Source organism: Streptomyces sp. WY228, from assembly GCF_019287315.1.
GTDB classification, from domain to species: domain Bacteria; phylum Actinomycetota; class Actinomycetes; order Streptomycetales; family Streptomycetaceae; genus Streptomyces; species Streptomyces caviscabies.
In genome coordinates this window covers 5,193,547-5,205,885 of sequence record NZ_CP079114.1, presented here as the reverse complement: position 1 = coordinate 5,205,885, position 12,339 = coordinate 5,193,547, and the positions used below count along the sequence as shown (strand labels likewise).

Genomic DNA, 12,339 nt, shown 5'->3' with positions numbered 1-12,339 from the left:
GAGCGGCGCGTCCAGCGTTCCGACATCGAAAGGAATTCCGTCGTGCCACCCACCATGTGGAGCAGACGCCGCATCCTCACCACGCTCTCCGCGATGACCGCCGTCGCCGCCGTACCCGGATCGCTCGTCCTGTCCGGGGCACCTGCGTATGCCGCGGACACCGGCTCCGAGCTGCCCGACAACCTTCCGGACACCGACCGCGGCCAGGTGCTGTGGGCGTATCTGACCGGTGGCCGTGCCGTACGGGAGGCCGCCGCCGCCGCGCTGCTCGGCAACGACGCCCGGATCGCGGAGTTCCTGTCGGGCGAACTCGCCCCGGCCAGGGCCGAGGACAACCGCGTGGCCGTGTTCCAGGGTCTCGCCTGGGCGGGCCGGTCCGTCCAGACGGCGGCGAGCCGGGCGCTGTCCGGCGGCGACGAGGCCATCGCCGCCTACCTCAAGGACGGCTATCTGGCGCCGCTCAAGACCGACCTGCGCGCCGAGGTCCTGCGTGTCATGGAGAGCGGCGGCACGGGCACCAAGAGCCGTGCCAACACCGCGCTGAACACGGACACCCAGGATTCGCTGGAGAAGTTCCTCCTGGAAACCCGCTTCGACGGCCAGGAGGAGGACGAGCAGGTCGAGGTCTTCAAGATCCTCGCCACCGCCTCGCCCCAGGTGAAGGAGTACGCGCAGCGCGCGCTCCAGGACGGGTCCGCGAAGGCGATCCAGTGGTTCCTGAACACCGGTCAGCACATCGCCCGGGCGCGCGACGAGGAAACGGCCACGATCGACCAGCTCGTGTCGATCGTCGAGCGCGAGGGCAAGCAGGCACGCCTCAAGACCGACAAGGCCGTCGCCGCGTCCGAGCAGGCGAAGGAAGCCGCGGTCAAGGCCAAGGAGGCCGCGCTGGTCGCGGCGGCCGAGGCCAAGGCCGCGCAGAACGACGTACGCAAGTCGGCGGCGGCCGCCAACAAGGCGTCCGACGCGGCACGCGGGGCCGCCCGCGCGGCGCAGACCGCGATCAGCGCCTCGCGGTCCGCGCAGTCCGCCTCGCAGCGGGCGGCGAACGCCGCACAGGCGGCGGCAGCGGCGGCGGCCGTGGCCGGCCGCGCTGCCTCCCGCGCCTACAACGCGGCCATCGCCGCCTCCGGTGACGCCAGCAAGGCCTCCGCCGCGCTCTCGGCGGCCAAGGGCGCCCGGGACGCCGCAGCGAAGGCGCGCACCGCGGCGAAGGCCGCCGACCAGGCCTCCATCGCCTCCACGCAGGCCTCCGCGGCGGGCGCCGCCGCCGCCAGCGCGGCCGGCAACGCCGCGGCCGCCGCCAGCGCCTCCGCCGACGCGGCCAACGCCGCCGGCGCGGCCACCGCCGAGGCCCGCAAGGCCCGTGAGGCCGCCGCCGACGCCAACGCCCAGGCGGCCCGCGCCACCCGGGCGGCCGCGCTCTCCCGGTCGCTGGCGGACAAGGCCGCGGCAGCGGCATCCGCCGCGCACAAGGCGGCCAACTCCGCGGCCGCGCACGCCGAGAAGGCCGCCGACGCCGCCGAGGACGCGGCCAAGCACGCCGGCCAGGCGATCGAGTACGCGAAGCGCTCCCGGCTCTTCGCCGAGGAGGCGGTGAAGGCCGCCAACACCGCGGCCGACGCCGTCAAGGAGGCGACGGACGTCGAGGCGGCGGCCCGCGAGGCCGAGGCCGAACGCATCGAGCAGGACACCGAGGTCGGCATCGTCGCGGCCCGCCTCAAGGCCGCCCAGGAGCAGGAGGCCCTGGACCGGATCGCCACCCAGCGCACCCAGAACGACCAGATGGCGCAGGAGATCCGCGATCTCGTCGCGCAGGCGCAGGAGGCCCTCACCGCCGGGGACCAGCCTCGGGCGGTGTCCACGGGCCGCAAGGCGGCGGTCAAACTCCTCGACAGCCACGGGACGTGGACGCGCCAGGCGGCGGAGTTCGCGCTCGCGGCGGGCGACTACGAGATCCTCAACTGGATCGACGTCGACCGTCCGGCGGCCCAGCGCCAGGACGACCGCGAGACCGTCCTGGCCCTGGCCGAGATGGCGGCGCCGGATGTCGCGGCCGGCGCGCATGTGGCGCTGAAGAGCGAGGACCCCGACGCGGCGAGCACGTTCCTCGAAGCGGGCATGACCGATTCGGCCGCCACCGAGAACCGCGTCAAGATCTTCACGATCCTCGGCCAGGACCCCGGCCGCGCGGTCAAGGCCAAGGCGGAGGCGGCCCTCGCCGACGGCAGTCCGGAGGCGCTGTTCCGCTTCCTGAGCACGGAGTACGTCGAGGCGGTCAAGGAAGACGACACCGTCGAGGTCTTCAAGATCCTCAACGAGGGCGGGGCCTACCTCCGTTCGGCGGCCCAGGTCGTCCTGGAGGGGTCCGCCCTCATGCGGCGGTCCTTCGTGGCGCACGACCAGTTCAACGTCGCCCGCCTCGACCACGACGCCGAGGCGCACGTCGCCGCGATCCGGGCCGCCATCGCGCACGCCGCCCAGATCGCCCAGCGGGCCCTGGAGGACGCCGCGCGCGCCTCCAAGGCGGCGGCGGACGCCCGGCAGGCGGCCGAGGAGGCGGCGGACTGGGCGGACAAGGCCAAGGGCTACGCCAAGGCCGCGGAGGACGCGGCCACCAAGGCGCGCAACAACGCCGAGGCGGCCGACGCGTCCGCCGCACGCGCCGCCACCTCCGCCCAGCGCGCAGAGAGCGCCGCCGTGGTGGCACGGTCCGCCGCGCGGGCCGCGAACTACTCCATGAACCAGGCGTACGCCTCCGCCGGCCGGGCCCAGGCCTCCGCCGCCTCCGCCGCGCAGTCCGCGGCGAGCGCCCGCGCCTCCGCCGAGCAGGCGGGCAAGGACGCCTCGGAGGCGGCCGCGGTCGCCTCCGACGCGCACCGCATCGCCCGCGAGAAGCGGCAGCAGGAGATCGCCGCCGCCGCGGCCGCCGCGGAACGCAAGGCGAAGGAGGACGCGCAGAGCGGCAAGAACCCCGCCGACAGCGCCGACAACGACAAGAACAAGGCGGAGGAGGACGGCGAGTTCCTCGGTCTGACCAAGGACCAGTGGATCAAGTACTCCGGCCGCGTCAGCACCATCGCCGGTACGATCTCGGCCGGTGCGGGCGGTCTGGCTCTGGCGGTCGGCTGGATCCCGGTCGTCGGCCAGGGCGCGGCCGCGATCCTCGGTGGCATCTCGCTCGTCGCGGGAGGGGTCTCCCTGCTGGCGGGCGGTGTGAACGTCATCGCGAGCTGGGGCACGGACGATTTCCAGAAGAATCTGGGCACGTTCGCATTGAGCGCCCTGTTCTTCGGGAAGGGCCGAGCGGTGGCCCATGTGTCCAAGAAGGTCGGCAGCAGCCTGTCGGGCATCGCGGACGAGGTCGGCATGAAGGTGTCCGGCTTCCTGGAGGACACCACGACGGCGGCCATCGGGCTGCTGAACTGGAGTTGACCGGGGGCTGATCGAGGCGGGTGGGCGGCACCGGACACGGCGCCGCCCACCCGCACCGCACACGGGACACTGGACGACCGAACGGACGGGAGAAGAAGCGTGCAGGCAGAGAGCTTGACGACGGCGCAGTGGTGGCTGGTGGCACTGGCGACCTCCGCGGTGCTGCTCGCGGCGGTCCACTTCACCTTCAGGAACGGCAAGGCCACGCTCCTCTCCCTGATCGCACCCGTCCTCGGCGGCATCACCGTCCTGGGCGCCGCCGGCGTACGCGACCACGCGGAGGTGGAGGCGCTGATCATGTTCTCCGCCTCGATGCTCGCCGTGGCGCTGCTGGTCCTGGCGCTCAAGCCGGAGCTGCCGAGGATCAGGGCGGCGGCTCTGGCCGGTGAGACGTACGAGATGCCGAAGTGGAAGACCGGCCTGTACGGGGTGCTGGCGGTGGCGTTCGCGGTGACGGTGGTGTTCGTCCTGTTGTAGAGCCGGGCAACACCGCCCCCCTACTCCCCCAGCTTCCGTCGCAGGGCGGCCCGCTCCGGCCCGGTGCCCGCGCGTTCCAGCGCCTCCCGGTACGCCTCGGCGGCCTCGCCGTCCCGCCCCAGCCGGCTCAGCAGATCGCCGCGCGCCACCGCGTACGGCGCGTACGCCCGCAGCCGGGGCTCTCCGGCCAGCGCGTCCAGCAGCGCGAGCCCCGCCTCGGGCCCGTCCCGCATCGCCACCGCCACGGCGCGGTTGAGCGCCACCACGGGCGACGGGGTGAGCGTGAGGAGCACGTCGTACAGGGCCACGATCTGCGGCCAGTCCGTGCCCGCCACGTCCGCCGCCTCGTCGTGCAGGGCGGCGATGGCGGCCTGCACCCCGTAGGGCCCGGCCGGTCCGCCGGTCAGCGCCCGGACGACCAGGGCACGCCCCTCCTCGATCATCGGCCGGTCCCAGCGCCCCCGGTCCTGGTCCTCCAGCAGCACCGGCTCGCCCTCCGGCCCGGTCCGCGCGTCGCGCCGGGCGTGGACCAGGAGCAGCAGCGCGAGGAGCCCGGCGCTCTCCCGCTCGGCGGGCAGCAGCCGGTGCAGTATCCGGGCCAGCCGGATCGCCTCCTCGGCGAGGTCGAGCCGCTGGAGACGGGGCCCGGAGCTGGCCGCGTACCCCTCCGTGAACACCGAGTAGACGACCTGGAGCACTCCGGGCAGCCGCTCCGGCAGTTCGTCGGGGCCGGGCACCCGGAACGGGATGCGGGCCTCGCGGATCTTCTTCTTGGCCCGCACGATGCGCTGGGCCATGGTCGCCGTCGGTACGAGGAAGGCGCGCGCCACCTCCGGTGTGGTGAGCCCGGCGAGGCAGCGCAGGGTGATGGCGGCGCGGTCCTCGGCGGCGAGGGCGGGGTGGGTGCAGGTGAAGAACAACTGGAGCCGGTCGTCGGGCAGTTCACCGACACCGGCGACGTCCGGCGCGGGCGCGACGGCCTCCGCCCGTTCCGCGTCGGCCCGCAGGACGGCGAGCCGGGCGGCGTACGCCTGGTCGCGCCGCAGCCGGTCCACGGCCCTGCGCCGCGCGGTCGTCAGCAGCCAGGCCCCGGGCCGGGCGGGGACGCCCTCGGCGGGCCAGTGCCGCAGGGCGGCCTCGATCGCCTCGGACGTCACCTCCTCGGCCAGGTCGAGGTCGCCGAACCGGCGGACGAGGGAGGCGAGCAGCAGCCCGCGCTCCTCCCGGAACACCGCCTCGACGGCGACCCCGGCCTCCCCCGCCGGGGCGTCCTCGTCCGCCACGGTTCTCAGGCCCCGAAGTCCGCGACCGGCCGGACGACGACCGAGCCGCCGTCGCGCGAGCCCGGACAGCGGGCGGCCCAGTCGAGGGCGGCGTCCAGGTCGGGCACGTCGATCACGAGGAACCCGCCCAGCAGCTCCCGGGTCTCGGCGAACGGCCCGTCCGTCACGGTCCGCTCCCCCGTCGGCGAGACCCGCACGGTGGTCGCGGTCACCAGATCGGCCAGCGACTCCCCGGAGACGTGGATCCCGGCGTCGCGTACGGCCTTGTCGTAGGCCATCCAGTCCTCGACGGTGCACTCGGGCGCACCGCCCTGCTCGTCGACGGCCCCGCTGTGGATCAGCAGCATGTACTTCATGATCGGCTCCTGTCGCCTGTGTGTCGCGCCCGCCGTGCGGGTCGCCCTACACGATGACGACGAACGGGACCGGCGCCGATCGACACGCCGCCGACATCTTTTTTCGCGGACCCTGAGCAGGAAGGTTCCACGGGCCTCAGCACGACGGCACCCGCCGGCTCTCCCCCACCGGCTCGGCCCGCCCGCAGACGCCCATGCTGCACCAGCGGCGCCGGCCGCCCGCGTCGAGGAAGAGCCACCCGCAGTCCTTCCCCGGGCAGACCCGGACGGTGAGGCGGCGCGGATGGGCGAGCAGGTCCGCGGCGCGCTGGGCCACGGCGTGCAGCGGAAGCCGGAGCCCGGACTCCGGATGGGGTCTCCAGCGCCCGAGGCCGTCCTCGCCCCGGACGAAGGCGGCATGGCACATGGCCTCCTGGATCACCTCGGCGGCCCGCCCGAAGGCCCCGCCGCCGCCCGCGCCCGGCTCCTCCGTGAGGCACCCGTACAGCGCGCTCCGGAACCCCCGTGCCGCCGCCAGTACGGCACCGGCCTCCTCGGGCCGCTCCTCCGCGGTGCGCAGCAGCCGGACGACCGTACGTTCGTCGACGAGGTCCAGGTGCCCGGCCCAGACCACGAGCGTGCGGTAGCCGCAGAGCCACTCCGAACCGGCCCGCCGTTCGCCGCCCCACCCGGCGTAGGTGTTGCAGAACTCCAGGGCCGGATCGCCGCTGGTGTTCCAGGGCAGCCACTCGCCCCGCACCCGGACGGCGTACGTGGGCGTGGCGGCCTGCCGCAGGGCCGGGTCGTCGCGGCGGACCCGTTCGTACAGGGTGCGCAGCTCCTCGCCGGGCTCGGCGTCGAAGGCGGACCGCAGGGCGCTGCGCGTGGCCCGGTAGAGCTGGAGCGCCTCCGCCGACCGGCCGCCGCGGTGCAGGGCGACCATGCTGTCCGCGACGAGGCGTTCGCGCTCGGGGTGCTCCTCGGCGAGCGGGGGCAGTTCGGCGGCGACGCGCTCGTGCTGCCCGAGCGAGAGCAGGAGCCGGGCGCGTTCCTCCGCCGCCGAGAGCCGCAGCGCGGCGAGCCGCCGGCCGATCCGGTCGCGCAGGGCGTCGGCCGCGACGTCGGCGAGGAGTTCGCCGCGCCACAGCGCCAGCGCCCGGTCGTAGCGGAGCACCCGCTCCTCGTCGTCCACGGCGGCCGCGGCCTCCCGTACCCCGTCCTCGAAGGCCCGGGTGTCGATCACATGGTCGTCGGCACGGAGTAAGTAGCCGTCGTTGCGGGTCTCCAGGTGGACGCCGTCGGGCCCGAGGGAGGCGCGCAGCCTGCCGATGTACGTGTGCACGGTGGAACGGGCCCCGGCCGGGGCCTCGCCGTTCCAGAGCAGGTCGATGAGCCGGCCGGTCGGGACGGTCCGGCCCGCCTCCAGGAGGAGGACGGCCAGCAGGCACCGCTCCTGGCGGCGCAGCCCCGCGAGTACGGGGCGCCCCCCGTGCCGCGCGGCGAAGGGTCCGAGCAACTGGAATTCCATCGGCAAAGCATCCAACTGCCGCCGCCCGCAAGGCCAGACCTTGCCTACATCTGCGCCTGTGTCGTGGCGGGTCCGTCGTGGTGAGTCTTTGGTGAGCCCCCCGGAGCATCCTTCGGCGAACAGCACGAACAGCACCACGAGCAACACGCGATCACCCGATCACCCGATCACCCGATCCCGACCTATGGAGAGTTCACATGCGCAGCATCGTTCTCGGCGCTCTCGGCGCGGCCTGCCTGGCCGTGGTGGCGCTCGGCACGGCCCCTGTGGCGGCGGCGGCCCCGGCCAAGGCCGCTCCGCAGGGATCCGGCTGGGAACCGGCTCCTTCGGCCCCGTGGGACGTACCGGCGGGAGAGCGGTGCGCCTTCCCCATCCACGGCGAGCCCATCGTGGACGAGGTCGTCCGCCGCGAACTGCCCGCGCCCGAGGGCGTGACGCGCAGCTTCTACAAGGGCGACCTCGTGGTCCGGGTGACGAACAAGGAGACCGGGGCCTATTACGACGCCGACTCCAGCGGTGTCGCCCTGATCGACGAGTACGCCGACGGGGCCCAGCGCTGGCACATCCTCGGCCCGGTGCTCCTCGGCGTGGGCGAGGGCAATCTGCCCCGGGGCATGTGGCTGGTCGACGGCGCCTACAAGCTCCACTGGAGCGCGGACCGCGTCAAGACGGTGACCGGCGCGGTGCTGTCCAAGACCGACGTCTGCGCGCAGATCGACTGAACGGGCGCGGGGCGGCGGACCGTTGACCTCACGCACTGAGCAGGGACGGCCCGCCGCCGTACGCACGGATCTCGCGGCACCCCCCGCAGCACCCCGGCGCGGCCGACCGGAAGGCACGGTCGCAGTCGTCGCAGGTCTGGAGCGGGACGACGGGCACGGCGGCGGGCCGGGGCGGCGGGAGGAGCGCGATGAGCCGGTGCCGCAGCAGCTTCGCCGGGTGCCGGAGGGGTACGGGCGGATCGTCGGTGAGCGCCGCCCGTACGGCCTCCGGCCGCATCCCGCGCTCCAGCCAGGCGGCGACGCCGGGGGTGAGCCGCTCCACGTCCGCCCCGGAGAGGCCGAAGAGGGGCGCGCCGAGGTGCAGTTCGGCGAGCAGCCGCGCGGCCTCGGCGGACAACGCGGCGCTGGGCTCGCACGGGACGGGCAGCGGCCGGGGCGGCGGCTTGGGCGCGGTGGGCGGCGGCACGAGACGGGGCGCGGGCGCGGGCTCAGACACGGGCGCGGGCACGGCTTCCGTTACGGGCACGGGCACGGGAGCGACCTCCGGCTCTGCCTGCGGCTCCGGAGAGGGCGTGGGCACCGCCCTCACCGCGCCCCGGGCCGCCGCCTCCGGGTGGTTGTACGACTCCGTACGCGTGGCGAATCGGCCGCCGCAGCCGCGCTCCCGGGTCCGGCGCAGGAACCCGTGCCGCTCCAACTCCCGTAACGCGGCGGCGATACGGACCTCGCTCTCCGGGAAGACCGCGGCCAGCGCCTTGACGCCGACACGACGTCCGGCGGGCAGCGACTGGATGTGGGTGCCGAGGCCGATCGCCAGCAGGGACATGCCCCGGTGCTGGGAGAGCCTGTTGGAGATGATCGTGTAGCCGTCGGTGAGCCGGATGTTGATGTGTACGACACCGGCGGACGGGGCGCGCAGGGGCGCGCTAACCTGCTGGGTATCCATCGGGAAGTCTCCGCTTCCTCGTTGGTCAGGCCTTCGGTCGGGATGCCAGTCCCGGCCGGGGGCCGTCTCATGTCTGGTGTGGTGGTCAGCGTGAGCATATGCCTGCCAACAGGTCATAAATCCAGCCCGGTTGGCACACTTCACCCATGCGAGTGACGACGCCCCTCGCCGAAGCCGACCGGACCCGCAGAGGTCGGACCAGAGGGTTGGGTCGGGTTATTTCCCCAGTGATCAAAGACAGGTACTCAAAAGCTTTTACGTCGCGGGTCACCGCGTCGCGGTGGACCGCGTCGCGGTGACCCACGCTCCCGGCGGCCCCTCCCGCCCCACCGGATCGCGGCTGTCACGACCCGGTGAGCGCCACCTCCGCCCAGACCGTCTTGCGCGGGAACGGCCCGTGCTCCGTGCCCCACCGCACCGACAACGCCTCGACGAGCAACAGCCCGCGCCCGCCGTCGGATGCGGCATCCGCATCCCGCTTCTCCGGGAGGCGGTCACCCCGCGTGTCGGCGACCTCGATCCGCAGCACGTCGCCGTACACGCTGAGCAGGATGCGGAAGTCCCGCCCGGGGACGTAACCGTGGAGCGCCGCGTTGGTGGCCAGCTCGCCGATGACGAGGCTCGCGTCCTCCAGCGGGAGCCCCCAGGAACGCAGTTGCTCGGTGGCGAGGAGGCGGGCGAGCCGGGCGCCCCGGCGGGTGGCGGAGAGCTGGACGGCGAACTGTCCGGTGCGGGCACGCGGTTGGGTGATTTTTCGGTTCACGTCACTCAGCGTGGCCGCGCGTATCTACGCTGAGAAGTACTGACACGGGTACGGACCGTCACTGTCCTGGGTGTGTACAGGCCTGTCCCCGTACGTACGGTGCCCGCCGCGCGGGCGCACGGGATGAAGGCGGGACGGCAGATGATCGACGGAACCGAAGAGGACCGGGAGTTCGGCCTGGAGGACGACTCCGGCGCGGTCATCGCGGCCGTGGGCCGGCAGATCAAGCTGTGGCGCGAGGAAGCCGGATTACGCGCCGCCGAGCTGGGCTCGATCATCGGATACAGCGAGAACCTCGTCTTCAAGGTCGAGGGCGGGAAGCGCATTCCCAAGCCGGAGTTCCTGGACAAGACGGACGCGGCCGTCGGGGCGAACGGCAAGGTCTCGGCGATGAAGAAGGACGTGGAGGAGGCGCGGTATCCGAGGAAGGTCCGCGACCTGGCGAAGCTGGAGGCGGAGGCGATCGAGATCGGGTCGTACGCCAACGGCGTGATCGACGGGCTGCTCCAGACCGAGGAGTACGCCCGCGCGCTGTACGCACAGCGGCGGCCCGCGTACGCGGAGGACGACATCGAGCGCCTGGTGGCCGCCCGGATGGCCCGGCAGGTGGTCTTCGACCGCCGCCCCGCTCCCCTGCTGACCTTTGTCCAGGAAGAGGCGACGCTCCGGCGGCGGACCGGAGGCAGAATGGTCCTGCGACGACAGCTCGAACACCTGCTTGAGCTGAGCCAGTTGCGGCATGTCGAGATCCAGGTCATGCCGACGGAGGCGGAGGAGCACGCGGGTCTGGGCGGCTCGCACCGCGTCCTTAAGCTCATGGACGGAAAGACCGTCGGGCTCAACGAGGTTCAGCTGATCAGCGGGCTGATCAGCGATCCGAGGCAGGTGCAGATCCTGGACATGCGCTACAACCTGCTCCGGTCGCAGGCCCTCACGCCCCGGCTGTCGCGGGAATTCATCGAGAAACTGCTGGGAGAGACATGAGCACCCCCGAGCTGACGTGGTTCAAGAGCAGCTACAGCACCAACGACGGTCCGTCCTGCGTCGAGGTCGCCGCCGCCCCCACCACCATCCACGTGCGCGACTCCAAGCAACTCCCCACCGGCGGCCCGCACCTCGACTTCACCCCGGCCGCCTGGGCGGACTTCGTCACCTACGCGTCGAGGGCCTGATCCGCAGGGACGCGTGACGAGCAGGGCCGGGCCCACAGCGGCCCGGCCCCGCGCTCCCGCGCTCGTGCCGCCGCGCGTACGGTCTGGGCGTGGCTACTCAGAGACCCCCTCGGCGATCGATAGATGATTTCGCGACCTGGCAACCCGTGCTGCGGCTCCTGCGGGCCGCCAAGGCAGGCAAGGCGGCCAAGGCCGGTGCGGATCCCGTCCCTGTGTCAGGTCGCATCGGACACGGCGGTTGGAGTCTGGCCCTCCCGCGCCCGGTGCCACCGCGCGGTCGGGCTGCCCTGACCGAGGACATACAGGACGAGATCGACGCGGTGGAGCGGGTGCAAGCGGCGCTGGCGGAGGCCGGTGTCGACGACGTCTCGTTCTCGGCGGCGATCGACCCGGCCGGGGCGGCCGTACTTCGTCTGATCAGCCGCAGCCCGGCGGTGGAACCCGGAATCGGAACCGCTCATCCCGGTGCGCTCATCCTCGTCGAAGACGCTCTTCCCGAGCCCTGGCGCCGCCTCCCCGATCCGGCGCACGAAGCGGGGCCCGCCTCCTCGGCGGACCCGGAGTCGCTGGAGCGGACGCTGCGGGAACGGCTGCCCGACGCCATCGGCGCGACGGAGGAGGAGATCGCCGCCGCCGAGGCACGCCTGGGCGTCCGCCTGCCCGAGGAACTCAAGGCGCTCTACCGGGTGACCCGGGCGCGCTGGGAGGACTGGGGCGACGACTACGAGGCGGCGGACGGCGTCTTCGCCGCGGTGCGCTGCGAACTCTCCTCCGTGGACGAGCTGTACATCGCCGATGTTTCGACCCGCCACTGCCGCTGGGAGTTCGCGGCCATGAAGGCAGTCGAGACCCCGCCCGACGCCGAGGTACAAGGCCTCGTCGGCTCACCCGGGTGGATCGTCTTCGCGGAGAACGGCGGAGGAGACCAACTGGCGGTCGACCTGACGCCCGGCCCTCGCGGACACACCGGTCAGATCATCCTGATCGGCCACGAGGAGAACGTCGGCGCCGAGTTGCTGGCCGACTCGCTCACCGACTGGATCCTGGACCGGGAGAGGCGCGGGCACCGGCATCGCAGCGAGGAGCCACCACTCGTGGCCCACGTCAACCACGCGAGCATCAAGAGCGTGCGGGAAGCCGCCCACCCCGGCCTGGAGGTCCTCTCGATCGGGGTGTGGGACGGCGCACCGTTCAGCCTCGCCCCGGTCACCGGGCTGCCCCGCCTGCGCGCCCTCTCCGCGTACGCGGGTACGCTCGCCGACCCGCTGGAGATCGCCGAGCTCACCGGCCTGGAGTTCCTGCAACTCGGCCCGCAGGACTGGCGCGTCCTCCTGGACGCCGGCGCCGTCCCCCGGAGCCTGTCGGCCGCGTGCATCACGGCGTACGGCGGCCAGGACCCCTTGCCCGTCGTGGCCATCGCCAACGAGATCCTGGCTCTCTGGGACCGGCCCCGGATCATCCAGACCGTCCTGGAAGGAAACCTCGGGCCCCTCGCGTAGGCAGGCGGAGCGGGGTGGGGACCGATGTTCCGCAGCCCCCGAAACTCCCCGGCGTACACCGCACCCAGGGTGCTAGCCTCCCGTTCCGATCATCACACCATCCGCCCCTCCATCCCAGCGCAGCCCCGCCCCGCCCCGTCCCACCCGCTCGCCCTGCCATCACCTGCCCGTTCGTCGAC

11 protein-coding genes are annotated in these 12,339 nt (G+C 73.3%); 6 read left to right on the top strand and 5 right to left on the bottom strand.

The window, feature by feature from the left end:
* The first annotated feature begins 42 nt into the window (after positions 1-42).
* Both KV381_RS22925 and KV381_RS22920 read left to right on the top strand, forming a co-directional pair.
* Complete coding sequence (locus KV381_RS22925; RefSeq protein WP_218786099.1) at positions 43-3,435, top strand: ALF repeat-containing protein; 3,393 nt, start codon at positions 43-45, stop codon at positions 3,433-3,435.
* Positions 3,436-3,534: 99 nt separating this feature from the next.
* Complete coding sequence (locus KV381_RS22920) at positions 3,535-3,912, top strand: hypothetical protein (protein WP_143665564.1); 378 nt, start codon at positions 3,535-3,537, stop codon at positions 3,910-3,912.
* A gap of 20 nt (positions 3,913-3,932) precedes the next feature.
* Here the strand turns inward: KV381_RS22920 and KV381_RS22915 are convergent, their stop codons facing one another.
* The 3 genes from KV381_RS22915 to KV381_RS22905 form a co-directional block, all read right to left on the bottom strand.
* Positions 3,933-5,195 (bottom strand): RNA polymerase sigma factor, encoded by a 1,263-nt coding sequence (locus KV381_RS22915; protein ID WP_218786098.1) that lies wholly within the window; start codon positions 5,193-5,195, stop codon positions 3,933-3,935.
* A 5-nt stretch (positions 5,196-5,200) separates the two neighbouring features.
* On the bottom strand, positions 5,201-5,551 hold the full coding sequence (locus KV381_RS22910; protein ID WP_030084361.1) for a YciI family protein: 351 nt from the start codon (positions 5,549-5,551) through the stop codon (positions 5,201-5,203).
* Between the two features lie 136 nt (positions 5,552-5,687).
* Complete coding sequence (locus KV381_RS22905) at positions 5,688-7,058, bottom strand: BTAD domain-containing putative transcriptional regulator (protein WP_086778110.1); 1,371 nt, start codon at positions 7,056-7,058, stop codon at positions 5,688-5,690.
* A 197-nt stretch (positions 7,059-7,255) separates the two neighbouring features.
* Between KV381_RS22905 and KV381_RS22900 the strand changes: the two genes are divergently transcribed.
* Positions 7,256-7,780, top strand: a complete 525-nt coding sequence (locus KV381_RS22900) for a hypothetical protein (protein WP_030084358.1) — start codon at positions 7,256-7,258, stop codon at positions 7,778-7,780.
* Positions 7,781-7,808: 28 nt separating this feature from the next.
* Here the strand turns inward: KV381_RS22900 and KV381_RS22895 are convergent, their stop codons facing one another.
* Entirely contained in the window at positions 7,809-8,726 is a 918-nt protein-coding gene (locus KV381_RS22895; protein ID WP_218786097.1) for a hypothetical protein, read from the bottom strand.
* A 343-nt stretch (positions 8,727-9,069) separates the two neighbouring features.
* Positions 9,070-9,489 (bottom strand): ATP-binding protein, encoded by a 420-nt coding sequence (locus tag KV381_RS22890; RefSeq protein WP_030084356.1) that lies wholly within the window; start codon positions 9,487-9,489, stop codon positions 9,070-9,072.
* A gap of 141 nt (positions 9,490-9,630) precedes the next feature.
* Between KV381_RS22890 and KV381_RS22885 the strand changes: the two genes are divergently transcribed.
* The 3 genes from KV381_RS22885 (at position 9,631) to KV381_RS22875 (ending at position 12,160) form a co-directional block, all read left to right on the top strand.
* On the top strand, positions 9,631-10,473 hold the full coding sequence (locus KV381_RS22885; RefSeq protein WP_032786854.1) for a helix-turn-helix transcriptional regulator: 843 nt from the start codon (positions 9,631-9,633) through the stop codon (positions 10,471-10,473).
* The gene (locus KV381_RS22880; protein WP_103537223.1) at positions 10,470-10,661 is read left to right on the top strand and encodes a DUF397 domain-containing protein; all 192 of its coding nucleotides are present in this window, start codon (positions 10,470-10,472) and stop codon (positions 10,659-10,661) included. The genes KV381_RS22885 and KV381_RS22880 overlap by 4 nt, the downstream gene beginning before the upstream one ends.
* A gap of 89 nt (positions 10,662-10,750) precedes the next feature.
* Positions 10,751-12,160, top strand: coding sequence for an SMI1/KNR4 family protein (locus KV381_RS22875; RefSeq protein WP_218786096.1), 1,410 nt, complete (start codon positions 10,751-10,753; stop codon positions 12,158-12,160).
* Positions 12,161-12,339 lie beyond the last annotated feature (179 nt).